The following is a 25750-nucleotide window of genomic DNA, read 5'->3' as shown; positions in this document are numbered from 1 at the left end:
CAACCATGGTTGAATCGAGAGACTGCAACGGGGTAGTAGCTAGAATAAAAACATTATGAATTATATTCATCATAAACGTTTTTATACCGATGCGGCTCAGCCTCGGTCGAGGTTTCAGATGTTCGCACCGCTACGACGCGCGACGTTGTTCGCCCTGTACCAGATGAGCGTCCTGACCGGTATCCTCCTGCTCCCGGTTGCCATCATGGCCCGGCGGGTCGGAGTGCCGTTCCCGATGCACCGACTCATGGAGTCTATCGGAAACGCATATGAGGAGTCTATAGAGCCACGTCCGTAATCGCGTCCTGCGTTTTTACCCGGCCCTTTGTCACGGAATCGCACACCGAAAGGGTTGGTTTTATCAGTACTGGCGGACTACGTTCGGCTAATGCGTAGCCCAATGCACGACTCCGAATTTTCACGTAATATGGAGCGCTTCGGAAGCGGCCAGACGAATCCCTACGAGCCGGAAATCGGCTCGCTCCCCGAGAACAACTTCTCGGAGAAGGACATGAAAAATGTCAACAAAACCGGCACGACTACAATCGGTCTGACCACCGCTGACGGCGTCGTCATGGCGACGGACATGCGCGCCAGCCTCGGCGGTCGTTTCGTTTCGAACAAGAACGTCCAGAAGGTCGAACAGATTCACCCGACCGCCGCACTCACGATGGCTGGTTCGGTCGGCGGTGCCCAGTCGTTCATCCGAACGATGCGCATCGAGTCGAACCTCTACGAATCCCGCCGTGGCGAACAGATGAGCATGCAGGCGCTCTCCACGCTCGCGGGCAACATGCTCCGCGGCGGCCCGTTCTTCATGGTATCGCCGATTCTCGGCGGTATCGACGAGGAAGGCGCACACATCTACAGTCTCGACCCCGCAGGCGGCGTCATGTCCGACGATTACACCGTCACGGGAAGCGGGATGCAACTCGCCTACGGTGTCTTAGAACAGGAGTACGAGGAAGGTCTCTCGAACGAGGAAGCGAAAACCATCGCGGCCCGCGGCATCAAAAGCGCCGTCGAGCGCGACACGGGAAGCGGAAACGGCGTTTTCCTCGCCGAAATCACCGACGAGGGCGTCACTATCAACGGTCACAAAAACTTCGACGACGTTCTTTAGAGCGGTTTTCTTCTCCTTTCGTTTCTTTCCCTCTTCTGTCGGACAGCGACCGCAGTCGTAACCGTCTCAGAACTCCGTTTTCCCCCGACCGACCCAGTTCGCAAAGCTTCCGTCGATGAGGGTGTCGGTCTGTTTTTCGATGTACCTTTCCTGCATTTCAGCAATCGCACCTTCCAAACTCGCGCCGTCTTCGATTCGCTCGCGCACCTCGTTTTTCTTCCACTTCGCGGGCGTGATGCCGTGACGGGCGCGCTGGCGGAGCGGCCAGAGATATTTCGCGGCTTGTTCGTCCGACAGGCCGCGGGCCTGTAACCCATCTTTTGCGTGGGCGAACAGGTCGGCGAACAGTTCCTCCGTATCCGTCGTCTCTTGTCCGTCGTTCGTAATCCAGTAGATATCGGCGTCGAGTCCGTCGCGCATCGCTGTGTAGAAGTTGTCGCGGGCGACGACCCAGTCGAGATGCGTGACGGGGTGTTCCCTGCGGAAGGTGCTTTCGAGCAATCCCGCGAAGGCCGCCTGAAACGCGATCGAGTCCCGAACCGTCGGTTGGGCGGCGATCGGCCTGAACTCGATGCGGGCGTTCGCGGCAGAGCGCGTGGCCCCACCGAACACCGGACGAACCCACCGCCAGTAGGTGCCGTGTTTTAGTCTGAAATGGGCGAAGCCGTCGTCGAACCTGTCCGAGCGCGAGACGGGCATCGGAACGATGGTACGGTCGTCTACGATGTCGTCGATGGCTTCTTCCGTCGATTCGACATCCTGGGGAAAACAGACCTTTCCGGGGTCTTCGGCGTTCAAGACGGATTCGAAGACTCCGATTCGATTCTCCATCCACGCCTCGTCCACGATTTTCTCCGGCGGCGCGCTGTCGTACAGGTCGGGCGGGAAGAACGGCGAGTTGACGCCGAGCGCCAACAGGGGGGCCGCGATTCGCGTGGCGTAGCGGAAATACGTCGGAAGGTCGCGGGCGTGCGGGACCTGAAAATGGGGTTGAATGGAGGTGATGAGGCTTTCCGGCATCACCGTGTCCGCTTCGAGTGAGACGTGCGGTGCGTCGAGTTTCATCCCGACTTCTGCGTCGGTGTTCGCCATCGCGTGATAGCGAACCGAATCGCTCATGTTCGACGCGATTCGGGTGCCTTCGTCCTCGATACTGTTGGTGAGATACTCACGCGCCGTCTCGCCCTCTGGGGGAATCGTCCACAGGCCGTCGCTGACGAGGAGCATCTTCTCGGCCGTCGTTCGGTCTTCCGCCGCCGAGAGGCGGGCTTTTACCTCCGCTTCCTGTGCGGCCAACCCGTGCGCGTTCAGCGGCTGTGGACTCGTGGACATCTCGGCGTTGTGCAGGCCGAGTTCCTTCTCGAATCCGATGAGTTCCAGCAGTCGGCGCGGAACGCGAGAGAGGGCTTTCGTTTCCCTGTCCACGGCGTAAAACTCGTATTCGAAGCCGACGATCGCTTGCGGGTTGTCGAATGTTCCGTTCGCGAGTTCCTCCTTGATGACCTCTGCGTCCTCTTCGACGCGAGCTTGGAACTCCTCGCGGTCAACTCCGAGCACATCTTTTACCTGCGACGCAAGGTCGTCTGTCATGCGCTGGAATGGGCGTGCCAACGGCTTCAATCCACGGGCTTCGTCGTGGCTGTGTTGGCTGTTTTTCCGTCTCTACTTTCGACAGTGTTCGCCGTCATCACGAACGGAGAGTCGAAAATATTCGACTCTCCGTAACCCAGTGAATCGCCCGGAAATCGAAAGCCGTGGCTTTAACTCCGGCTACTTGCAACCGTCGGTAATGGAGTTCGCGGAGTTCGCGGAACGGGCCGGAGACATCGAGGGGCTAAGCGCCGACACCGACATCATCAAGGCCGTCACCGACCTCCTCGCGTCGGCGAACGACGACCTCGAAGTCCTCGCTCGGTTCGTGCAGGGTCGTGTGTTTCCGGCGTGGGACTCGACGACGCTCGACATCGGCCCCAACTACTGCTACGCCGCGATTGCGCGCGCCGCCGGGCAGAACGTTTCGGCGGACGACGTGGAAAATCGGCTCGCCGAGATGGGCGACATCGGCGAGGTTGCGGGCAGTTACGATTTCGGCGGCCAACAGGGGTTGGCAGCCTTCGGCGCAGGTCGGGAGGAGTTGACCGTCGCGGAAGTCGCGAACGAACTCGAAACGCTGGCCGGGGTCGAGGGGACGGGTAGTCAGGACACCAAAATCGACATCTTGTTCGGCCTGTTCAACCGCACGAGTACGCAGGAAGCGCGGTATCTCGCCCGTCTCGTCCTCTCGGAGATGCGAATCGGCGTGGGCGAAGGAACGGTTCGGGACGCCATCGCGGGCGCTTTCGACGTACCTGTCGAGGCGGCAGAGCGCGCGCTTCAGGTGTCGAACGACTACGGCAGGGTCGCCCGAGTGGCCCGCGACGAGGGCCACTCGGGATTGGCTGACCTACAACTGGAAGTCGGCAGGCCGGTACAAGCCATGCTCGCGCAGGCCGGAACCGTCACGGACGCGCTCTACGACTGGGAGGAGGCGGGAATCGAATGGAAATTCGACGGCGCGCGGGTTCAAATCCACTACGACGGCGAGGAAGTCAGCGTCTTCTCGCGGAACATGGAGGACGTGACGGCCGCGTTACCGGAAATCGCGGAGTACACCCGGGAAAACCTCTCCGTTCCAGCCATCGTGGACGGCGAAGTCGTTGCGATGGACGACGGCGAACCCCTCCCGTTTCAGGAAATTCTGCGGCGATTCCGCCGGAAACACGACGTGGCCCGCGCCCGCGAGCAGGTCGCGGTCGAACTCCGGGCGTTCGACTGCCTGCACGCGGACGGCGAGGACTTGCTCACCGTACCGCTCACCGAGCGCCACGACCGATTGCGGGCGATACTTTCGGGTGGTGTATCGGCGCTCACCGTCACCGGCGACGCCGACGAAATTGCGGAGATAGAAGCGAACGCGCTCGACGCGGGTCACGAGGGGATCATGCTGAAAAATCCCGAATCGACCTACTCACCGGGTCGTCGAGGGAAAAACTGGCTCAAGCGGAAACCCGACGTGGAAACCCTCGACCTCGTCGTCACCGGCGCGGAGTGGGGTGAAGGACGCCGGGCGAGTTTCCTCGGCACCTTCCTGCTATCGGCACGGACCGAAGATGGCGAGTTCGAAACCCTCGGTAAGGTCGCCACCGGAATCACGGACGAGGAACTGGCCGAACTGACCGAACTGCTCGAACCTCACATCGCAGCGCAGGACGGGCAAACCGTGGATATTTCGCCACGAATCGTGTTCGAGGTGGGCTACGAGGAAATTCAGCAATCGCCGACGTACTCGTCTGGGTACGCCCTCCGATTCCCGCGATTTTTGGGTGTGAGGGACGATAAATCGCCAGAGGACGCTGATTCGTTGGCGCGCGTCGAGCGGCTCGCGGAATCGCAATAGAGAGTTGAATCGTTTTTAGGGAGAGTTGTAAATTCCCGAGGAGGTGTCGTGTACTGCCGGTTCCAATCAGACCGCCTCCGCACCGCAAGCAACCATACGCGTCCCCGTGCCCGAATCCTTTTGTCCGAGAACGACCCTATCGACGTACATGACGGTTCGACACGACGGGTTGACGGTGGATTGGTTCGGCTACGCGACGGTGCGACTGGAAACCGAGAGCGGCTTCGTCGCCTACATCGACCCCGGACGGTACGGCGTGTTGACGGGCGGCTGGGAACCCGACAATCCGGACGTAGGACACCCGGAGCCGGTCGATTACCGCGCGAAAGACGGGGACGTCGTCTTCGTCACGCACGACCACCACTACGACTCGGACGCCGTAGAGCGCGTTGCGAGCGAAGACGCGACCGTGGTCGTCTACGAAGGCGTGACCGCCGAGAAAATCGACCGAGACGTAAAAGCGGTGGACGACCTTCCTTACGACGTTCGCCGAATCGGGGAGGAAGACCGCCTACGGGTCGGCGACTGCGAGGCGTGGTCGCTTCCGGCCTACAACGAACCGGACGGCCCGCACACGCGGGCGAACGGCGAACCCTACCACCCGAACGGATTCGGCGTCGGATTTCTGCTCTCGCTGGCCGAAACGACTGTCTTCTGGCCCGGTGACTCCGACGTGTTGACGGGCCATCGAGAACTCGAAGTGTCGCTGTTCCTCCCGCCAATCGGCGGCAGTTTCACGATGGACAGACGCGAATCGGCGAACCTCGCGGAAGAGCTCGCCCCCGACCTGGTGGTTCCGATTCATTACAACACGTTTTCAGCGCTCGAAACCGACTCCGAAGCGTTCGTGGAGGACGTAGAAAGGCGTGGCGTTTCGGTCGCCCTGGACGAGGAGTGAGGCCGCGAGCGACGGGTTTTCGGGATTGATTCAGACGTTCGAACCGGTCATCCCAACGCAATATATTTGGTAACTGGCGAACACGTTTTTCGTATGAGTCCCCGACGTACCTCCAACTTCTGCTCGCACTGCGGGGCGATGCTCACCCCCAGGGCGTCTTTCTGCTCGCAGTGTGGAACCGCGGTTGAAACGGGTTCCACGGGGTTCGATTTCCGATCCACGTTCGGTGGGGCATCCAAATTCGGCCGCGGGACGGGGGTAAAGAGCCGTCGCCCCGAACTTCGCCGCCGCATCGAAGACCGCATGGTCGAGGGGTGGGAGGTAAAACACGATTACGGCGACCGCGTCGTGATGGTAAATAGAACGTTCGGATCGATTCCCGTCCACGTCCTCCTTTTACTGTTCACCACGCCGCTCGGCAACCTCCTCTACGCGTGGTACAACTACTCGCCTGGTGCCGACCGTATCGAACTTAGAGAAGACGGGGCGGATGAGTACGTGGACGAAACCGACTTTTCGACCAACTGGACGCTGCAGTCGGCCGCCGCGTTCGTCGTTAGTTCCGTCCTCGGATTCTTCGCCACTATCTTTGGTCTTATTATCCTGTTGACGAATTTCGGAACGGGAGTGCTGCTTTTCGGAGCCGTATTCTTCATCCTCGGGTTGTTTTTGCTCCTGCTCGCACCACAGCACGTTCCGGGATTCGAGTCGCTAACCACCTTCGGAACCGTTCGCTCAACGGACGAGAAAGTCGTCTCCGAACCGACGGTTCCCTGTATCGTCTGCTCCGCCCCGGTCGGAACCGGCGTCAAGAGAACGTTTAGCGAGAAGAAATATTTTGCTGGAATCCCCGTCAAAACGGTGAAGCAGGGAGAAAATCAGTACTGTCGGTCGTGCGCTCGCGGCGATGTCGAGTCCACCGAAAGCGAGTTCGACACCCGATTCGACTTCGAATCCGAGTTCGCGTAGCGAACTCGGTCAAACAGAAACGACCGTCCGAAGTATCGGTTCGAAATGGCTGTCTGAAATATCAATCAGAAATGCCGCCGTTCAGCGCGTCCACGACCGCGAGTATCGAGAGGCCGATCGCGGTGATCCCCGAAAGTTTGGACAACAGCGGGTTTGAAACGTTCATCGAATAGTTGGCCAGCAGCCAAATTACCGCGAAAACCACCGCCCCGATACCGGTCAACTTCAGATTCAGCCACTTCGTCATCGACGAGATCACGTTCGCTATTGACATGGGAACTACTAATTTCTTCCCTGATAAAATCTTTCGGTAGAGAGAAAATAATCGGAGTTCGGCTTAGATAATTCCCATTTCGCTCAGCCGTTCGGGGAGATAGGTTTCGGTCACGAAATCGAGTCCGTGTGAGGCGAGTGCCTGCTGTTCGGATTTCTTCTCGATTTCCAGTTGGAGTTCGATCTGTTCTTTCCAATAGTCGGTCTGGTAGCGCGGGTCTTCGAGTTCGCTTTCGAGCGCATTTTTGTCCGAATCGCTCAGCGGGTCGGTCGGCAGGTCGTACTCTACGATATCCGCCGGTTGGATGCCGATGAACTTCGCGTCCGGTGTGGCGAGGTAATCGCTCAGATGTGCGCTTTTGATGGAGCCGTAGGCGACCGAACCGTAAATCCGGTAGCTCCACGGATCGCCGTCCGTAAAGACGGTGACCGGTAGGTCGAGTTCCTGATGCAGTCGGCGCGTGATGCGCCGGGTCGCGCGCGCCGGTTGCCCTTTTAGATGGACGATGAGGGCGTTGTGTTCGTCGTCGAAGCCGTTCTCGACCAGTCGGTCGCGCATACCACCGGTCTCCACGCAGAGGATGAAATCCGCGTCGTGGTCGAGGAATTCGATGGTGTCCGGGTTGTTCGGAATCTGGTAGCCGCCTTCGCCCACGTCCTCCTGACAGTGGATGTCGCGTTCGCCCCTCCGGGTTTGTTCGCGGAGGTGAAGCGGCCCCATGAGGGTCGCTCCCGACTCCTCCGGGCGCATGTGGAAATCCTCGCGAGTCACGTCCGAGACGATTTCCAAATCCTCTATGAGTTGGTTCGACTCGTCTTGGTCGGAGAACTGCGCTTCCTTCGCGTCCCACGATTCGGAAAGGTAGTACAACTCACGAAGGGTCGAAGAGCGATCTTCTTCCAATTGGTTCGCGAGGAAATCGATGGTGTAAACCGCTTTCAACAGTTTTCGCGCGCCGCGGACGCTATTCGCGCTCCGGGTACTTTTACGGTCGCCGTACACCCATACGCGCTCGTCTTCGTCGTATTCGATGTTGCTTTTCGTCCGCGTCGGGATGGACATTTCCGGGATTTGCCCGCCTGCGAACTGGTCGTAGAACTCCGCGGCGAGGTCGATGAGCTTCGCCTGTGCGTCGTCGTTTTCCGTACTCATGTGTTGTTGGTCAGTCGTTCGTCTTCGATTCCTTCGACCGTCACTCGGTCGAACGGTACGTCTTCCGCAATTTGATACTCCAACACCGCTTCCTCGCCGCTCTCGACGGTCGGTTCCCACGTCACGAACCATTCGTCGTCCATCTCGACGGCGGTTGCACCGTCCGAGAGGTTCTCGGGCCTGGTCGCCACGATTTCGGTCAGTTTCGGCGATTCGTTCGTTCCGGAGTGGTTTTCCACGACCAGCGAGACGGTTCTGTCCTCGATTTCTCGTTCGACCAGCACGTTGTTCATGATGCGTGCCAGTGAGTCGCCGATGTCGAGTTCGTCGTTACCGGTCACGTCGGAGAGCTTTTGGGCCATCTCGGGCAGGATGGTCGCGATGACGCTCTGTTTCTTCTGGCGCTTTTTGAGTGACTGGCGCTTGTTGAGGTAGGATTTGAGTTCCCGGGCCGCCTCCCGAATCGCCAACTCGATTTCGTCCTCGATTGCCGGAACGTTCGCAACCGCGTCTTTCGATTCGCTCGTGAACGGAACGTTGGTCGAAGCGACGTGAACCATGATGACGACCGGGCCGTTCGGAACGCCGCGCCCGCCGGGTTGGTCTAAGTTGTAGTTCCGCCAGCCGATCGATTTTATCACGTCGGTCGTCGCACACGCCCCGCGCTGGTAGACGAGCGGAACCCGGTTCGCGAACCGGAGCAGTTCCGCGGAACCTTCCGCTCGCAGATCGCCGCCGTAGGCAATTCCTGCCTCCACGATGAACGGGTCGCCGCCGTGAACGTCGGCGTCGCGGGTGGCCGCGGCGTAGAAGTCGGCGTCGTACTCCTTGCGAAGTCCGGCCTCCACGAGGTTTGCCGTAATAGGCGACAGACAGTTGGTCGGCGGCGAAATGATGTCCGTCTCCGTCATCGCGTCGAGAAGTTCGCTCGCGGTGTCGCGGTCGTCGGCGATTTCTTTGACCTTTGGCGCTTCGTCGGGAACCGTCACCATGGACGCCCAAATCGCGTCGACGACGTTTTCGCGCGCCGTCTCGCCTATCGTCGCACCTTCGCGCTCCTCGGTCATATCCCCTGCGCGAGCGACGTACTCTCGGATTCTCTTTTTCGTCGCTCGGTCGTTTCCGTCCTCGCTCTCGAACTTCGCGGCGATTCGCTCGGCGAGAGCGCGAACCGTCTCGTCGTCCTTTCGGGTGCTCGTCGCTCCGTCCACGAGTTCGTACAGGTCGGTCACTCGGTCGTTCGTGATGGCGCTCCACGCCGCGTCGAGGGCGTTTTCCTGCACGGTGTCGCCGAAGGACGTGCCGAACTCCTCTTCGGTTTCCTCACCGGCGAGTCGAACGATCGCACGCAGTTGGTGGTGCGAGATTCGGTCGGCATCCGCGACTTTCTCTGCAACCGTCTCGGCGAACGTGGCGGTGGCGTCCGCACCTTTGTTCGCCACCGCGTCCTCGACCGCGGTTTTTACGTCCACTTCGTCGTGCGCCTGCGGCCCTCGCCACGCGGCCTCGCGTCCGAAATGGTGGTCGCGGAAGTTCTCGATGACGTTCTCCGCTGTTTTCTTGCCGACGCGGGTGAATTCGGACTGAAGGAATCCCGAGACGCTGTGGGAGTCGGTCTGGGCCAGCATCTTGAGCAAGGTTCCGAGTTCCACGCCGTGTGGATGCGGGCGTATTTCTTCTGTTTCGGCGGGGAGACCTGCACCGTCCGCGCGCTCGAACACCATCTCCTCGCCGTCTTCCAGCCCCGGTTCCTCGAAGACGATTTTCGCGTGCGGGTTGACGACGGCGGTGTGTTTGATGTACCGGATGAGTTGCTGACGGGCGCGCATGTTCGCCTCCATTTCGAGTTCGATGCGCGTTCCGTGCGTGCCGACGAGTTCCCGGCCGATAGGCGGGGTGTCGGATTCGGTTTGAATCTCCGGTTCGTTCTCGTCGGTGTTGATGATGAGTTCGAAGTATCGTTGTCGGTCGCTTCCCTTTGGCCTGCTCGTGATTTTCGCGGGTTTCCCGCTGGTCAGTTGGGAGTAGAGAACGGCGGCCGAAATCCCGATACCCTGCTGTCCGCGGGACTGCTCGCGCTTGTGGAAGCGCGACCCGTAGAGCAGTTTCCCGAACACTTTCGGGATTTGTTCGCGGGTGATTCCCGGACCTTCATCCTCCACGATGAGGCGGTAGTAATCCCCGGCCTCCTCGATTTTGACGCGGACGAACGGCTTCAATCGGGCTTCCTCGGAGGCGTCGAGTGCGTTGTCGACGGCCTCCTTGACGGCGGTGACTAACCCCCGGGCACCGCTGTCGAACCCGAGCATGTGCTTGTTCTTCTCGAAGAACTCGGCAATGGAGATCTGTCGCTGGCTTTCGGCCAACTCTTCGGCGATCCCCTCGTCGCCGAGCGTAGACTGCATCGAAGGCATTCTTCGCCAGTATTTATCGCCGGGGACGTTAAAACTGCCCCGATGGCTTGGTGAAAGTGAAAGTGGACGCGTAAGGGCGTGAAAGCTGTAAATCGGGCAGTGTAGTGTCAAATCAGTCAATCTAGAATCAGATTATTTCGCCTTTCGAACCGACTGCTCGTCAGATTACCGGTGAGCATACGGAGAAAACGGAACGAAAGTGGAGGATTCGAAGTAAGCAAATCGCTCCCTCCCAGTTTTCGTTCGCTTTCACTGAAACGTAGCTCGTCACGTTCAGCGACCGGTTCGTACTTTTTTGAGGGACTTTATATTTAGTCGCTCACACGCGCGCGTGCGTGACCTTTATCAGTGGGGGGCGTCTACGATAAATCAGAATTTATGAGCGACGGAAATGAGTATAGTGCCGGGCAGATACAGGTTCTCGAAGGGCTTCAGGCCGTTCGAAAACGCCCGGCGATGTATATCGGTTCTACCGACACTCGCGGGTTGCACCATCTCGTCTTCGAAGTGGTGGACAACTCCATCGACGAGGCGTTGGCCGGGTACTGTGATACGATAGACGTGACGATTCACGAGGACGACTCCGTCAGCATCGCGGACGACGGACGCGGGATTCCGGTCGACCACCACGAAGAGTACGACATGCCCGCCCTCGAAGTCATCCTGACCGTCCTTCACGCCGGTGGGAAGTTCGACAACAAATCCTATCAGGTCTCCGGCGGGCTTCACGGCGTCGGTATCTCCGTGGTGAACGCCCTCTCGAAGCGGTTCGAGATTGAGGTGAAACGCGACGGTGCCGTCTGGCGACAGGCGTTCGCGCGCGGTGAGCCCGCGGGAGAGATGGAGCGCGTCCGAGACATGCACGAAGACGAAGAGACGGGTACGTACCAGCGATTCTGGCCCGACACGGACATCTTCGAGACGACCGATTTCAAATATTCGACGCTCGAAAACCGCCTGCGCGAACTCGCCTTCCTCAACTCCGGCGTCGAAATCACCCTCGGCGACGAGCGCGACGAGGAGAAAGGTGACTCGTTCCGCTACGACGGCGGTATCCGAGAGTTCGTCGAGTACCTCAACGAGACGAAAACCTCGCTCCACAACGAGATCATCTACTTCGAGGACGAGACCGACAACATCCAAGTCGAAGTGGCAATGCAGGCCACCGACGAACTGCAAGGGTCGATTCACGCCTTCGCCAACAACATCAACACCCGCGAAGGCGGTTCGCATCTGACCGGATTCAAAACCGCCCTCACGCGGGTCGTCAACGACTACGCGAACGGAAATGACCTCCTCGGCGACATCGACGAAAACCTCCGCGGAGAAGACATCCGCGAAGGGTTGACTGCGGTCATCTCGGTCAAACACCCCGACCCGCAGTTCGAGGGGCAGACGAAAACGAAACTCGGCAACAGCGAAGTTCGGGGAATCGTCGAAAGTGCGGTTCACGAAGGACTGTCGGTGTACTTCGAGGAGCATCCGGACACGGCGCAGGCGATCATCCGAAAGGCCGTCGAGGCTGCGAAAGCCCGAAAAGCCGCGAAGAAGGCGGAAGAGCTCACGCGTCGAAAGAGCGCGCTCGAATCAAGCGCGCTCCCCGGCAAACTCGCGGACTGCCAGTCGCGCGACCCGACCGAATCCGAACTGTTCATCGTGGAGGGTGACTCCGCGGGCGGGTCGGCAAAGCAGGCCCGCGACCGACGGTTTCAGGCGATTCTTCCCCTGTTCGGCAAGGTGCTGAACGTCGAGAAACACCGCCTCGACAGGGTACTCGAAAACGAGAAGATTCGGAATTTCATCACGGCGATCGGTTCCGGCGTCGGCGAGGAGTTCGACATCGAGGAGACGCGCTACCACAAAATCATCATCATGACGGACGCGGACGTGGACGGCGCGCACATCCGAACGCTGTATCTCACACTCCTCTATCGATACATGAGGCCGCTGTTGGAGGCGGGCTACGTTTACGCGGCACAACCGCCGCTCTACCGCGTTCGCTACCGTGGGAAGACCTACGACGCGATGACGGAGGAAGAACGCGACCGAATCATCGAGGAGAAATGCGACGGCAACCCTTCGCAGGTGCAGCGGTTCAAAGGTCTCGGCGAGATGAATCCCGAGCAGTTGTGGGAGACGACGATGAACCCCGAAAACCGCATTCTCAAGCAGATTACCATCGAGGACGCCGCCGCCGCGGACAAGATGTTCTCCGTATTGATGGGTGACGCCGTCGGGCCGCGCAAACAGTTCATCCAAGATCACGCCAACGAGGCGGAGTGGGTTGACATATGAGTTCAGACACACCAGACGTACCGGACGAAGTTGCAGAGCGCGTCCAGACCGTCCGCGTCGAGGACGAGATGGAACAGAGCTACATCGACTACGCGATGTCGGTTATCGCGGGTCGCGCCCTCCCGGACGTGCGTGACGGCCTGAAACCCGTCCATCGCCGCATCCTCTACGCGATGCACCGTTCCGGCGTGACGAGCGGTTCGGGTCACCGCAAATCCTCGAACATCGTCGGGGACACGATGGGCGACTTCCACCCGCACGGCGACCAGTCCATCTACGACGCCCTCGCGCGCATGGCCCAAGAGTTCTCGATGCGCAACCCGCTCATCGACGGGCAAGGGAACTTCGGGAGCGTGGACGGCGACCCACCGGCCGCGATGCGATACACGGAGGCTCGGATGGCTTCCATCGCCGAGGAACTGTTGGACGATATCGAGATGGATACGGTGGAGTTCAAATCCAACTACGACGACCGCTTACAGGAACCGGAAGTGCTTCCCTCGGCGATTCCGAACCTGCTCGTCAACGGGTCGTCGGGTATCGCGGTCGGGATGTCCACGAACATCCCGCCGCACAACCTCGGCGAGATCATCGACGCCACCGTCGAACTCATCGACAACCCCGAGGCGACCGTCGAAGACCTGATGGAGTACGTCAAGGGGCCGGATTTCCCGACCGGCGCGAACATCGTCGGGCGAAACGACATCTACCAAGCGTATAAAACTGGCCGCGGACGCCTTCGGGTGCGTGCGGAGTACGAAGTTCAAGACGACCGCATCGTCATCACGGAACTTCCCTTCCAGACGAACAAGGCGCGACTCATCGAGCGAATCGCCAACCTCGTCAACGACGGCACCATCGAGGGAATCCGCGACCTGCGCGACGAATCCGATCGCGACGGAATTCGCGTCGTAGTGGAACTCAAGCAGAACGCCATTCCGGAGGTCGTCGAGAATCAACTGCTCGACCACCGCCTCGAACGCACGTTCAGCATCATCTCGCTCGCGCTGGTGGACGGCCAGCCGAAGGTGTTGACGTTAAAAGAACTGCTTCAACACTACGTCGACCACCGCAGAGACGTAGTTCGACGCCGGAGCGAGTACGAACTCGACGAGGCCGAAGAGCGAGCCCACATCCTCGAAGGACGATTGCGCGCGCTCGACCACATCGACGACGTGGTCGAACTCATCAGGGGTTCGGACGACCGAGACGGCGCACGGTCGGGGCTTCAAGAGTCGTTCGACTTCTCCGAAAAGCAGGCCGAGCACATCGTTCGGATGCAACTCGGCAGTCTCACCTCGCTCGAATCCGAGGAAATCGAACAGGAATACGAGGGCGTCACGGCGCGAATCGAGCGTCTCGAAACCATCCTCGGCGACGAGTCAGAGCTGCTGGCCGTCGTCAAAGAGGAGCTGGTGGAGATGCGGGACAAGTACGCCGACGACCGCCGGACGAAAATCGTGGAGGACACCTCTGAAGTCACCCGTGAAGACCTCATCGCCGAGGAGGACGTGTTCGTCGTCGTCACCGAACAGGATTACGTCAAACGGATGCCCGTCGCCAACTTCGAGGCGCAGGGTCGGGGCGGCAAAGGAATCATCGGCGCTGACGTGAAAGACGGCGACCGGATTTCGAAGGTGTTCCGGGCGAACACCCACGACTACCTGCTCTGTTTCACGAATCACGGGCAGGTTTACCGCTTGAAAGCCTACGAGATTCCGGAGATGTCGCGCACGGCGCGGGGGAAATCCGCCGTCAATCTCATCGACTTGGACAGGGGCGAGGACATTACCGCCGTCGTCACGACCGACGAGTTCGAGGAGGACGAATATTTGAGCATGATTACCCGGCAGGGCTACGTCAAGCGAACCGATGCGGCGGAGTTCGAAAACATCCTTTCGACCGGTATCATCGCGGCCCGCCTCGAAGACGGCGACGAACTCGTCGACGTGGCGGTGACAAACGGCACTAAAGACCTTCTCGTCGGCACGAAACACGGCATGACGATCAGATTCGACGAGACGGAAGCCCGCGCGATGGGCCGCAATACGCGCGGTGTTCGCGGTATCAACCTCGAAGGGGACGACGAAGTCGTGGGCATGGTCGCCTCCGACGGCGAAGTCCGCGATCTGCTCACCGTCACCCGTCGGGGCTACGGCAAACGAACGCCGCTCACCCAGTATCGTGCCCAATCGCGCAACGGAAAGGGCCTCATCGACATCAAAACCGGCGAGCGAAACGGACCGGTTACGTCCGTCAAAAGCGTCGCCGAGGACGACGAACTCGTCTTGATGAGCGAGGCCGGACAAATCATGCGCATCCGCGCCGAGGACATCTCGGAAGTCGGCCGGAACACGATGGGCGTTACCGTAATGGACGTGGACGAAACCGACCGCGTGGCGAGCGTGGACGTGGTTCCGAGTCGAGTCGCTGAAGAGGAAGCCGCGGAAGCCGAGACCGAAGATGACGACGAAGTCGCAGAAGAAGCCGTGAGTGCGGAAGTCAGCGAAGAGTAGTCTCGGCATCCGGGCGATTTTTGCGGAATGAGAAACGAATCACCGACCGAGTCAGCAGCCAACTCGGCTGTCGTTCTACGAAATCTTCACAGCCGCCAAAAATCAGCACTCTACACAACCGCCGAGGGGCAGCATACTCTCCGCGAGCGAGGAGGGTAACGACGAGCGAGCGGGCCAAGCGACGACCGAAGAGAGGAGTGGCGCGTCTTCGTACGCGAGGCGAACGAATGGCTCGTCAGAGCCAAGCTCTGACGGTACTTTTGATCGATCTTTTACGGGGAATGCGGGAGAGCGAAGCTCTCTCTCCTTTACGGGCGTCGCCCGAAGAGGAGCCAGTTGGCGTGACGACGATCGTCGTCGCGCCTACCTGCCACCGTCGTAAAAGGTCGTGCTAGAGTATGCGTTTACCCAGTGCACTCGCAGCGAGTTCGGTCGCCAGTTCCGCGGTTTCGTTATGTTCGTCCAGAATCGGATTCACTTCCACGAGTTCGAGCGACCGCAGGACGCCCTCGGTTTCGTCGCGTTCGGCGACGATTTCGAGTGCCGAGTGGGCTTCGCGATAGCTCGCGCCGCCGCGAACCGGCGTTCCGACACCGGGAGCCTCTTTGGGGTCGAGCCAGTCCAGGTCGAAGCTGACGTGAATACCATCGACGCCGTCCGTCGCGATGTCGAGGGCTTCGTCCACGACGTCGGTGATGCCGCGCTCGTCGATGTCGGACATGGTGTAAGTAGTCACTTCGCTGTCAAGAATGGCCTCAGTTTCGGTTTCATCGACGCTTCGGAGGCCGACGAGGACGACGTTTTCCTCCGACAAACCGGGCGCGTTTGCCCACTCGGTGTTGGCGAAATCCTCGACGCCGAGCGCGCCCGCGAGCGGCATCCCGTGAACGTTCCCGCTCGGAGAGGTTTTCGGCGTGTTGAAATCGCTGTGCGCGTCGAACCAGATGGCTCCGATTTCGGCGTTGCGGGCCGCCCCGCGGAGTGAACCCATGGCGATGGAGTGGTCGCCGCCGAGGACGAGCGGGAAGGACTCGTCGGCGATTGCACCCGCGACTCCGTCGGCGAGACGGGTGCACACGTCTGCAGTTTCGCGGAGAAACTTCGCTTTTCCCTCCGCCGGTTCTTCGGTTTCCGGGTCGCGTTCCTCCGCGCGCGGGACGAGCAAATCGCCGGAGTCGATGGCGGTGACGCCCGCCGCCGCGAGTTGATCCGCGAGTCCAGCGTAACGAATCGCGGATGGGCCCATATCCACTCCGCGTCGGTTCGCGCCGTAGTCAACAGGTGCGCCGATAATCTGGACGGGTTTCGTCATAGATGAGACGACGCTTCGAGGGGGTTTCAAAGGTCGCTATTTCGCCCGGCAGACGGCGCATTTAAAAGTATCCAGACGAAGGTACTGTGTACCACGATTCTCCCAGCATATTCGTCGGGTTTAAGGAAATCTATTACCAAGATTCATCCAATGTCGAGTATAGAGTTGACGCCGAGTCAGGAGACGATACTGACGGCGCTCGTAAACCTCCACAGAGAAGCCGAAGACGCGGTCAAAGGCGAGGACATTGCCGAGGAAGTCGACCGCAATCCCGGTACGATTCGAAACCAGATGCAGAGTCTCAAAGCCCTTCAGCTCGTCGAAGGTGTCCCCGGGCCGAAAGGCGGCTACAAACCGACGGCGACCGCCTTCGAAGCGCTCGATATCCAGCAGTTGGACACCGCCGCCGAAGTGCCGCTCCGGCAGAACGGCGAGCGAGTCGAAGAGGGCAACGTTGAGGAAATAGACCTCAACAGCGTTCACCACCCCGAACTCTGCCGCGCCGAAATCCACCTCCGCGGGTCGGTCCGTGACTTCCACGAGGGAGACGAGGTGACGGTCGGACCGACGCCGCTGTCGAAACTGGTCGTAGAAGGTATCGTCGACGGAAAAGACGACACTCGAAACATCCTCATCCTGAAGCTTTCGGGAATGGAAGCGCCCGCGGAACGGCCGAACCACTAAGCGTCCCCGAAGAACCGTTTCGGGTTCGTATTTCGACTATCGTCCGCTTGCCGCCCGATTTCAAAAGCTATTATCGGAGGGCAACCCTAGTTATATCGATGTCCCGCAGAGCCACCATTCCCTACTCGATTCGTCCGATTTCCGTACCGCGGCGTATCGGTGGACGTTCCAGCGTGTCGGAACGACGAACTCAACTCGTATCCGTAGCGACGAGGATGGCTTCGCAACCGACCCAAACGACGCTCGCGCACCGATGAGTTACGAAACCGCTATTCCGCCCGGAGAACCGACCTACGAGTGCTCGTACTGCGGGCAACCGTTCAGCCGCGATGAGTATCTCGTCCTCCATCGCGGACTGGAACACGGTGACGAACTGACCGACGACGAGGTGAGCGCATTCCACGATGTATACGAAGAGGAGACCGAGGAGATGCGACTGTTCCGTCTCAAGATTCTCGGAGTGCTGGTTCTGCTTTATTTCGGGTTTCTGTTCACGTACTCCGTCGTGACGTAGTCGAACATTTGGAGCAGAGTTGCTGTCGATTTACCATCGACACCAGATTTCGTCGCAAACCACGTCCGGTGTGGTTACAATCATCGCCGTCGTTTCTGTCGGTATGCCGTCGATTCGTCCCGCCACCGAAGCCGACGCGGAATCCATTCTCGACCTCCACGTCGCCTCGATTCGGGCGTTCGGCCCCGAACGCTATCGCGACGAGCAGGTCGAGGCGTGGGCGACGAAACCACTCGGGAGCGCGCCGTACCGCGAATCGGTGCGAAACGAGTTCGAACACCTCGTCGTCGCTGAGGTGGACGACGAAATCGCGGGCTTCGGGCGACTCGACTACGGAAACGCAGTCGTCGATGCCGTGTACGTTCACCCCGATTTCGTCCGGGACGGAGTCGGGTCTGCACTGCTCTCTCACCTCGAAACGGAGGCGGCGGCGAAAAACATCGAATCGCTCTCGCTCCGCGCCTCCCTGAACGCCGTTCCGTTCTACGAGCAGGCCGGATACGAGCGGGTCGAAACGGTCGCCCACGAGACCACGGGCGGCGTCGAACTCGCCAGCGTCGAGATGACGAAAACTCTGTAACTTCGAAAACCAGCAGTGACGCCGATTTCGACCGGGAAACCAAAAGACACGAAACCCTCCAGCGTCTCGGATGATGTATGAGCAATTATCTCGTTGCGATGGAGGCGGCATGGTTGGTACGCGACGTCGGCGACATTGACGACGCAATCGGCGTTGCGGTCAGCGAGGCCGGAAAACGACTGAACCAGAAGAACATGGATTACGTCGAAGTCGAAGTCGGCGCGACGGGATGTCCGGCCTGCGGCGAACCGTTCGACTCGGCGTTCATCGCGGCCCACACCGCGCTCGTCGGTCTCGTCCTCGAAATGAAGGTGTTCAACGCCGACAGCGAGGAACACGCCCAGCGAATCGCCAAAAGCGAAATCGGCGGCGCGCTCCGCGACGTACCGCTTTCGGTGGTCGAAACCATCGAATTCGAGGACGAAGACGATATCGACTTCGGCGCCGCCGAATAGTCGAACGATTTATCGCATAACCGGTAGTAATTCCGCGTATGGAACTCCCGACACCCCAAGACCTCCGGGAACGCAGAACCGACCTCGGGCTTACACAGAGCGAGTTGGCGAACCGGGCGGGCGTCTCACAGCCCCTCATCGCCCGAATCGAAGGCGGCGACGTTGACCCTCGGCTCTCGACCCTCCGACGAATCGTCAACGCGCTGGAGGAGTCCGAGGGAGATATCGTCCGCGCGGGCGACCTGATGCACGAAGACGTGGTTCACGTCGCACCGACGGACGCGGTAAGCGCGGCGGTGAAAAAGATGCAGGACGCCGGCTACTCCCAGCTCGCGGTCATCAAGGACGGCGTTCCCGTCGGTTCCATCAGCGAAAGCGACCTCGTTCACGTCGACGAGGACGCCCGCGACGACGACGTTCGGGAGTTCATGAGCGAAAGTTTCCCGACCGTCTCCAAGTCGGCGACCTTGAACGAATTGAGTAATCTGCTCGATCACTACAAGGCGGTGATGGTGACCGAGGAGGGCGAAACCGTCGGCATCGTAACCGAAGCGGACATCACGGCACGACTGTCGTAATTGGGAGGGGGTAGTAACTCGGACAACCGTCGAAACTGGAACGAGGGGTGTCGCGGTTTCAGTCGCCGTTTTTGAATCGTTTTCTGCCGATGTATCGCATTCTGGGCGTCACAACTGCGGCTATCACGGTCGAACCACTCATTGATACGCTCGCCTCGCTAGTCGTTGTACGAACGTCGCTGGCCGAACGACGACAAAAACCTCCGCATGAACACGACCGATTCGGAATCTCCGCTGGACGAAGACGCGAACGGCAACGAACAGGATCAGAGCGTCACGCCGTTGGAACTGTTTTTCGACCTCGTGTTCGTGTTCGCGCTGACACAGATTACCGGCTTTCTGACGAACAATCTGACGTGGCCCGGCGTAATTCGTGGCGCCGCGCTCCTCGCGGTCGTGTGGTTGGCGTGGGTCTGTTATTCGTGGCTGACGAACACGATTCCTGCCGAAGAAGTCCTCTTTGCACGACTGGTGATCCTGTTGGCGATGGCCGCCATGCTCGTCGTCGCGTTGTCGATTCCGCGAGCGTTCAGCGACGATGCGGTGCTGTTCGGTGCCGCCTACTTCGTCGTTCGTGCACTTCACGTCGTTCTCTACGGTCTCATCACGCCGCCGGAAACGCGAAACGCAGTGCTTCGACTCGCACCGGGATTTCTGGGTGCACCCCTGCTACTCATTCTAGCTGGCTTCGTCGGGAATCCACTGGAAGGCGTGTTGTGGATTCTCGCAATCACGGTCGATTTCGGCGTCGCACGCTTCCGTGGCGTCGAGGGATTTTACGTCCGCGCGAATCATTTCGTCGAACGCCATCGGCTCGTCGTCATCGTCGCGCTCGGGGAGTCCATCGTGGCAATCGGGGTCGGCGCGACGAATCTCACCCTCGACGCGGACGGCGTTCTCGCCGTCTTTTCGGGATTCGTCCTCATCGCATCGCTGTGGTGGCTGTATTTCGACTACATCACGCTCGCCGCAGAACATCGTCTCACCGCGACGCACGGCCACGAGCGCGCGGTGTTGGCGCGAGATTCGTACAGCTACATCCATCTGCTGATGATTGGCGGCATCATCTTTACCGCCCTCGGCATCGAGCAGACGCTCGTCCACGTGAACGAACCGCTCGGTCTCATCCCCGCCGTCGCCCTCTGTGGCGGCGGAACGCTCTATCTCTGCGGTCACAACGCCTACCGATTTCGCGACCACGGCACCATCAGCGTTCCTCGTGCGATTGCGGCGATGGGTTCGAGCTTGTTGATTCCGCTGGCGGTCGTCGTTCCCTCGCTCGTCGCCCTCGCCAGTTTGACGGTGCTGTTCGTCGCGCTCGCGGTGTTCGAAACGGTGCGTTCCGAATACCGACGCGAGTTTCGGTTAGGATGAGACAGAAGGACGAACGATACCATCAACAAATGGAATAGACGATGTCGAGCGACTCGTCGGAACGAACGGTAAGTTCGGCGTTGCCGTAGCATTTGCTCGTTCGAATTGTGATACACCTTCGGGAGTTTGATTCCGTTTCGGTCGTTTCATCGGAAAACATCGCATCAGCGTTGTCAGTCGTCGTGTTCGATTCGTCTGCGGTCGTGGTTTGAATTCCCGTCTTCGTTTCCGGTACGTCAACGAGTTCGCCACAGATTTCGAACGCTTCGATACCTTCTGATTCTGCCTTTTTTAGATTGTACAGTGTTCCACCGCTTCCCGCGTTTAGGGTTCGTGTCTCCTCGAAGATTGTTTCGCCAGATTCTCGCCTGACGACCCAGACGTGAACGGTCTGTTCCTCATCGCTTTCGTTCAATAGGAATACGGAATGGTCTGAATCAGGCTCGTCCGACGCATTCCAGAACGCCTTTTCGGTAGTGATTGTCGTTTCCGGGGTACTGGCGTTCGGATCGGCAGCGGATTTGTCGTTGAAACCGCCGATACACCCGGCAGTCACGACGACACTCCCGAACACCGAGAGAAGAGAACGACGAGTTCTATCGGACATATCCCGAATGTCGTGTCATCCGTAATAAGTTTTCTCCGCCTCAGTCGCTCATATAATCGATTGACTCCGCCTGCACGCGGCGGATATCACACCAACCACACTCGCACTTCGCCCAGATTATCTGCCGCGCCTGCTCGTCTTCGACTCGTACCGCCGAACCGGTCCGTAGCGTGTGGTTTTTCCCTGTCCCGTCCGCCTTTGGGCACCGACCTCTCGAAATATGCACTTCCTGGAGGGCCATGTGAGTCGAGACAAGTTGGAATACTATAACTTTATTGTAGACTCGAAACGATAATGAAATTTGTATAACGATTTCGGCTCCAGCGGAGCCGAATCGTCTGCTCACCGCAAAAATCGGATTGCTTACTCCAGACTCAGGCCACGTATTTCGACGGTTTTCCCCTCCGAAACGGAGCCGATGATTCTCCCGTCAGTTTTGGAGACCAACGATTCGGCGTCCGATTCCGGCAGGGAAACGACGAATCCGGTTCCCATGTTGAAAGTTCGGTGCATCTCCTCGTCCGAGACGTTCCCTTCGGATTGTATGAACTCAAAAACAGGTTGTGCCGGGAACGGGTCGGTGATTTCGTAGCGATACTCGCCCATACGGAGAAGGTTCGTCCACCCTCCGCCGGTGACGTGGGCCGCGGCGTGAACTTCGCGCGCTCGTAGTTCGGGAAGGAGGTAGGTGTAGAGGCGCGTCGGTTCGAGCAGTCGTTCGCCGACGGTGTCCTCGCCGAGCGGGAAGTCGTCCGCGTACTCGTAGTTTTTCGTCGCCGCTTTTCGCGCCAGCGTCAGGCCGTTCGAGTGGACGCCGCTGGATTCGAAGCCGACCAGCACGTCGCCGACTTCGGCTTCGCCGGGGAAGATGGCGTCTTTCGGCGCGAGTCCGGCACAGGCACCCGCGAGGTCGAGCCCCGAAATAACGTCGGGCATGACGGCGGTTTCCCCGCCGACGAGAGCCATGTTCGCCTCGTCGGCGCCCGCCGAGAGTCCTTCGCCGACCTGTTTCGAGAACTCCTCGTTCGGTTCGTCCACGGCGAGATAATCCACGAAGGCGATGGGTTCGACGCCGCTTGCCACGAGGTCGTTCGCGTTCATAGCGATGCAGTCGATGCCGACGGTCGAGTAGTCGCCCAACGCTTCCGCGACGAGCAGTTTCGTCCCGACGCCGTCGGTCGCCAGCGCGAGATACTGGTCGCCGATATCGAGCAGTCCGGCGTAGTCGGTCGTATTGTCGATGCCCGAGACTGCGCCGACGAGGGCCGCCGTCGCCGCTTCGCTGGCATCGATGTTTACACCCGCATCCGCGTAGGTCAGTTCCTCTTCTTCCTCGCGTTCCTCCTCGCTCATGGTCGAATCCGCGTACCGGGTGAGTAAAGGTTTGCCGTTCTAAAATAGCAATCCGAGCGGATTCAGAACCGCGGGAACGGCATGAACAACAGCGCGTACACGGCAAGGAGGAGGAGCGGAACGAACGTGCCGACGAACACGATTGTACTCCAACTTTGCACCTTCTTTCCGTCGAGCGGCCCCCACGGGAGCATGTTGAACCCCGCGAGCAGGAAGTTAATCTGCACGCCGAGGTGGCCGACGAGGCCGACGAACGAGGTGTCGGAGCCGACCAACCAAATCGGGACGAACATCGCGCCGAGCACGACGTTCGTCACCGGGCCGGCCAGCGCGATGAGTCCGTTTTCTCGCTCCGTCGCCATGCCGCGGTGGTACACCGCACCGGGCGCGGCGAATAGGAACCCGGCGAGCGCGCTGGCGATAGCGAGAAACAGCATGCCGTAATCGGCTCGGAACTCCGCGACTTGGCCGAACCGAATCGCCATCACCTTGTGCGCGAGTTCGTGCAGGAGGAATCCGACACCCGCCGTAAGAAGCGAGATGCCGAGCGCCCTGACGAACGTTCCGGGCGAAGCGCCGCCACCGGGTTGAATCAGCGACTGTACCAGTTCCGGTTGGAGGAACAGGGTAAATGCGATGCCGAGGGCGATCCATGCAATAAGCAGGTCACGTATCTCGTGTGTACTGAATCGGACGTTCATGCTATCGTCTTCCAGATAATGTCAGCGCTGTTCTGTGCGCCCTGTATCATGAGTCGGGTGATTTCCTCTACACCACCGATTTCGGGCCCGAGAATCGGGAGGACGACGAACGGGAAGAGGAACGTCGCAATCATGCTTCCGACGTTCGTCATGGCGACGACGGCGATGAGCCGGAACAGGGGAACATCGAGCATTCGGGACATGATGTCCGAAAGCGGGCTTTCCTCGTCGCTCATGATTTCGTTCAGTTGGCCGATGTCGGCGACGTTCACCGTGGTGTATTTGAGCTCCATGTAGCCCGCGAACCAGCCCGGTGCGAGTAGCGGGTTGATGCTCGTCAGCCACGCGATTGCCCCGCCGACGAGGGCGCTCATCCAGTGCGCCCCGGCGAGTTTCGCCAACGAGAACGAGAAGATGCCGTTGAACAGGAACCACGCGGCGAACACCTTGATGAGGAACTCGTTTCGAACGCCCGCCATCGCCAGCAGGATGAAGAAGGCGAGGAAGACGACGGTAACGAGGTAGCCGAACAGCTTGAAGAAGGAAAACCGGCGTCCCGATTCGGTTCCGACCAGCGACTCCATCGGCGGGAGGGTACTCGGATTTCGGAGATAGCCTTCGATTCCGGCTTGGTGGCCCGCGCCGACGACGGCGACGACGTGATGGCCCGCCTCTCGAAGCGCGACGAGCCGGTGTGCGATGAAGGCGTCGCGTTCGTCGATGAGGGCTTCCGCCCCGCCGGGCGAGAAGCGTCGAAACTCCTCCATCATTGCGGTCACCACGTCCCCGTCGGTGAGGTCTTCGATGTCGAACTCCTCGTCCAACTCGTCTTCCGCTACCGTACCGCTTCCGACGACGACACCGCCCGCGAGTCCGAGGATGACTCCGCCTCCGACGCCGACGACGAGGGACGAGAACAGCCGAATCGAAACCGAACCGATGGTTTCGAGCGTCCCTACTCCGAGTACGGGTACCGCGCTTGGAGCGACGAGTCCCGTTCCGAGCTCAATTCCGCCGATGACGCCGAGAAGGAGGCCGCCGCCGAGGGCGATGTCGTACCGCCTCGTCACGCCAAACGAGAGGACGAGAGAACCGAGGACGAGACCCGCGACGATTCCGCTCGTAAGAGAACCGACGAGTTGGAACGCACCCGCACCCGCACCAAGGGTCAGCACCTCGCTTAAGCCGAGAAGCGGCGCGACGAACAGGCCGAAAATCATGGCGAAGAAGACGCCGGCCATCGCCCCGCCGACCACGCCAAGCGTAATCGGGTCGGTGACGCCGAGAGCGAGACTGCCGACCATCCGCATCTTTTCGCGGAACGTCATTCGCGCCCAGAATCGCTGGATGGTCATCTGAATGTCGCGGTCTACCAGCGCGACATCGCTCCCGGTTCGTTCGGCCACCTCGATGGCGGCTTTCATGTCCGCGCCGGGTTGAATGTCGAACTCTTCGCCCATCCGAGCCTGCACATACGAGAGCATCCAATACGCGAGAAACTGAAAAACGGTGTTACCGTGGAGCAAATCGGACGGGTCTAAGTCGTCGGCCATCTCCCCCTGCATCTGCCGGTAGCGACCCTCGTCGAGTTCGACGGCGACCGTGTCCGGCTGTTCCTCTTCGACGGCCTCTTCGACTCGTTCGACGCTCTTCGCAGAAACGTGAGCAGTCCCGACGACTCGCACGCTCCCCTCGCCATCAAGGGACGGCGGTGGGTCCTGTTCGGTCATCAGTGACGCTACTCACCCTCCGTTTTTACCGTTATCGGTGACGCGGCAATTTTTTCACGAGAATAATCGGACATGATATTTCATAAGTACGTATGGATTCGGTTTACGGAACTGGTCGTGGTCTCTGTGACTACTGTTGCTACATACAGGCGACAGTCACTACGCTATTGAGAGTTGTGACTCCGAGTTCAGCGGTCGATTTGATGAGCGTCTACGAAATGCAGTCGTCTGTGAGGGAGTGTCGGTTTCAGACGCCGACTGTGGGCGACGCCCTCCCTCGTTACGCTCCTTGCAGTCGCTCATTCTTCGCTCGCCCGTTGCCGCCAGGACAGCAGAGGGTCGAGTGTGGAGCACCCGACCCTCAAGAGACTGGTCGGATCACAAACCGTTCTCACATTTCAAATCGACACTAGTCAAATATCGCATCCTCCGTACTAATAAACTCTCCAAACTACTCAGCAGGGCGGACGAGGACGCGTCCGTGACTCTTCACGACGATTTCGTGTTCCTCGACGAGGAACGATATTTCGCCCGTGACGGGACGGTGCTGGCCGTTTCCTCGAGGACCGAAAATCGATTCGAGGGCGTCTACATCGACGGCGTTGTGGAGTGGTGGAAGGTTTTCGGGGGACTGTCCGGTCGCCGACGCGAGTGTTTCGACGATGGTGTGGACAAGTGTCATTTCTCCACCCCACGAATACTGGGCGGAGGCGAGTGGTTCTGGTTCTTCTCGTAACACGGTTTCGTTCACGCTCAACGGGAATACTCCACCAACCGCTATTCAA

At 59.7% G+C, this 25750-nt stretch carries 24 protein-coding genes; 13 read left to right on the top strand and 11 right to left on the bottom strand.

The genetic code is table 11. The features are described from left to right. The first annotated feature begins 118 nt into the window (after positions 1–118). Entirely contained in the window at positions 119–298 is a 180-nt protein-coding gene (locus LIX15_RS01055; protein WP_227775664.1) for a hypothetical protein, read from the top strand. A gap of 90 nt (positions 299–388) precedes the next feature. After that, positions 389–1123: an archaeal proteasome endopeptidase complex subunit beta gene (gene psmB, locus LIX15_RS01050; RefSeq protein WP_227775663.1), complete on the top strand. Its 735-nt coding sequence runs from the start codon at positions 389–391 to the stop codon at positions 1121–1123. A 66-nt stretch (positions 1124–1189) separates the two neighbouring features. On the opposite strand, the gene LIX15_RS01045 is transcribed toward psmB, so the two are convergent. Further along, positions 1190–2713: a glutamate-cysteine ligase family protein gene (locus LIX15_RS01045; protein WP_227775662.1), complete on the bottom strand. Its 1524-nt coding sequence runs from the start codon at positions 2711–2713 to the stop codon at positions 1190–1192. Between the two features lie 199 nt (positions 2714–2912). On the opposite strand from LIX15_RS01045, the gene ligA reads away from it, so the two are divergent. From ligA to LIX15_RS01030, 3 genes are all read left to right on the top strand, one after another. After that, positions 2913–4559 carry an ATP-dependent DNA ligase LigA gene (ligA, locus tag LIX15_RS01040; RefSeq protein ID WP_227775661.1) on the top strand — a complete coding sequence of 549 codons (1647 nt, stop codon included), beginning with the start codon at positions 2913–2915 and terminating at the stop codon, positions 4557–4559. Positions 4560–4707: 148 nt separating this feature from the next. Beyond that, on the top strand, positions 4708–5457 hold the full coding sequence (locus tag LIX15_RS01035; RefSeq protein WP_227775660.1) for an MBL fold metallo-hydrolase: 750 nt from the start codon (positions 4708–4710) through the stop codon (positions 5455–5457). 93 nt (positions 5458–5550) lie between these two features. After that, complete coding sequence (locus tag LIX15_RS01030; protein WP_227775659.1) at positions 5551–6426, top strand: zinc ribbon domain-containing protein; 876 nt, start codon at positions 5551–5553, stop codon at positions 6424–6426. 61 nt (positions 6427–6487) lie between these two features. Here the strand turns inward: LIX15_RS01030 and LIX15_RS01025 are convergent, their stop codons facing one another. From LIX15_RS01025 to LIX15_RS01015, 3 genes are all read right to left on the bottom strand, one after another. Then, positions 6488–6700 (bottom strand): hypothetical protein, encoded by a 213-nt coding sequence (locus LIX15_RS01025; protein ID WP_227775658.1) that lies wholly within the window; start codon positions 6698–6700, stop codon positions 6488–6490. A gap of 63 nt (positions 6701–6763) precedes the next feature. Continuing rightward, positions 6764–7852, bottom strand: a complete 1089-nt coding sequence (locus tag LIX15_RS01020) for a DNA topoisomerase IV subunit A (RefSeq protein WP_227775657.1) — start codon at positions 7850–7852, stop codon at positions 6764–6766. Then, the gene (locus LIX15_RS01015) at positions 7849–10266 is read right to left on the bottom strand and encodes a DNA topoisomerase VI subunit B (protein WP_227775656.1); all 2418 of its coding nucleotides are present in this window, start codon (positions 10264–10266) and stop codon (positions 7849–7851) included. The genes LIX15_RS01020 and LIX15_RS01015 overlap by 4 nt, the downstream gene beginning before the upstream one ends. A gap of 378 nt (positions 10267–10644) precedes the next feature. Between LIX15_RS01015 and gyrB the strand changes: the two genes are divergently transcribed. Both gyrB and gyrA read left to right on the top strand, forming a co-directional pair. Further along, positions 10645–12561, top strand: a complete 1917-nt coding sequence (gene gyrB / locus LIX15_RS01010) for a DNA topoisomerase (ATP-hydrolyzing) subunit B (protein WP_227775655.1) — start codon at positions 10645–10647, stop codon at positions 12559–12561. Continuing rightward, entirely contained in the window at positions 12558–15077 is a 2520-nt protein-coding gene (gyrA, locus tag LIX15_RS01005) for a DNA gyrase subunit A (protein WP_227775654.1), read from the top strand. Before gyrB ends, gyrA begins: the two co-directional genes overlap by 4 nt. A gap of 391 nt (positions 15078–15468) precedes the next feature. On the opposite strand, the gene rocF is transcribed toward gyrA, so the two are convergent. Further along, a complete protein-coding gene (gene rocF / locus LIX15_RS01000; RefSeq protein ID WP_227775653.1) occupies positions 15469–16389 on the bottom strand; it encodes an arginase in 921 nt (306 codons plus the stop codon). A gap of 150 nt (positions 16390–16539) precedes the next feature. Here rocF and LIX15_RS00995 point away from each other — a divergent pair, with 150 nt between their 5' ends. The 6 genes from LIX15_RS00995 to LIX15_RS00970 all read left to right on the top strand — a co-directional run bounded on the left by LIX15_RS00995 (position 16540) and on the right by LIX15_RS00970 (position 20574). Continuing rightward, the gene (locus LIX15_RS00995) at positions 16540–17073 is read left to right on the top strand and encodes an Rrf2 family transcriptional regulator (protein ID WP_227775652.1); all 534 of its coding nucleotides are present in this window, start codon (positions 16540–16542) and stop codon (positions 17071–17073) included. Positions 17074–17326: 253 nt separating this feature from the next. Next, positions 17327–17587, top strand: a complete 261-nt coding sequence (locus tag LIX15_RS00990) for a DUF7410 domain-containing protein (protein ID WP_227775651.1) — start codon at positions 17327–17329, stop codon at positions 17585–17587. A gap of 70 nt (positions 17588–17657) precedes the next feature. After that, complete coding sequence (locus tag LIX15_RS00985) at positions 17658–18167, top strand: GNAT family N-acetyltransferase (protein ID WP_227775650.1); 510 nt, start codon at positions 17658–17660, stop codon at positions 18165–18167. Positions 18168–18244: 77 nt separating this feature from the next. Continuing rightward, positions 18245–18622, top strand: coding sequence for a DUF555 domain-containing protein (locus tag LIX15_RS00980; protein WP_049970350.1), 378 nt, complete (start codon positions 18245–18247; stop codon positions 18620–18622). A gap of 38 nt (positions 18623–18660) precedes the next feature. Beyond that, entirely contained in the window at positions 18661–19200 is a 540-nt protein-coding gene (locus LIX15_RS00975; RefSeq protein ID WP_227775649.1) for a CBS domain-containing protein, read from the top strand. A 207-nt stretch (positions 19201–19407) separates the two neighbouring features. After that, a complete protein-coding gene (locus LIX15_RS00970) occupies positions 19408–20574 on the top strand; it encodes a low temperature requirement protein A (RefSeq protein ID WP_227775648.1) in 1167 nt (388 codons plus the stop codon). 22 nt (positions 20575–20596) lie between these two features. Here LIX15_RS00970 and LIX15_RS00965 read toward each other — a convergent pair whose 3' ends face one another. The 6 genes from LIX15_RS00965 to ddfA form a co-directional block, all read right to left on the bottom strand. Further along, the gene (locus tag LIX15_RS00965; protein ID WP_227775647.1) at positions 20597–21181 is read right to left on the bottom strand and encodes a hypothetical protein; all 585 of its coding nucleotides are present in this window, start codon (positions 21179–21181) and stop codon (positions 20597–20599) included. 40 nt (positions 21182–21221) lie between these two features. Beyond that, positions 21222–21422 (bottom strand): hypothetical protein, encoded by a 201-nt coding sequence (locus tag LIX15_RS00960; protein ID WP_227775646.1) that lies wholly within the window; start codon positions 21420–21422, stop codon positions 21222–21224. 122 nt (positions 21423–21544) lie between these two features. After that, complete coding sequence (gene purM / locus LIX15_RS00955) at positions 21545–22534, bottom strand: phosphoribosylformylglycinamidine cyclo-ligase (RefSeq protein ID WP_227775645.1); 990 nt, start codon at positions 22532–22534, stop codon at positions 21545–21547. A gap of 62 nt (positions 22535–22596) precedes the next feature. After that, positions 22597–23235, bottom strand: coding sequence for a zinc metalloprotease (locus LIX15_RS00950; RefSeq protein WP_227775644.1), 639 nt, complete (start codon positions 23233–23235; stop codon positions 22597–22599). Continuing rightward, positions 23232–24965, bottom strand: a complete 1734-nt coding sequence (locus tag LIX15_RS00945; protein WP_227775643.1) for a TraB/GumN family protein — start codon at positions 24963–24965, stop codon at positions 23232–23234. Before LIX15_RS00945 ends, LIX15_RS00950 begins: the two co-directional genes overlap by 4 nt. A 451-nt stretch (positions 24966–25416) precedes the next feature. Beyond that, the gene (gene ddfA / locus LIX15_RS00940) at positions 25417–25716 is read right to left on the bottom strand and encodes a DdfA family disk-determining factor (RefSeq protein WP_227776949.1); all 300 of its coding nucleotides are present in this window, start codon (positions 25714–25716) and stop codon (positions 25417–25419) included. Positions 25717–25750: the final 34 nt, after the last annotated feature.

It is taken from the genome of Haladaptatus pallidirubidus (assembly GCF_020700235.1).
GTDB classification, from domain to species: Archaea; Halobacteriota; Halobacteria; order Halobacteriales; family Haladaptataceae; genus Haladaptatus; species Haladaptatus pallidirubidus.
Note: the sequence above shows the minus strand (reverse complement) of the source record. Positions and strands in the feature narration are given on the sequence as shown.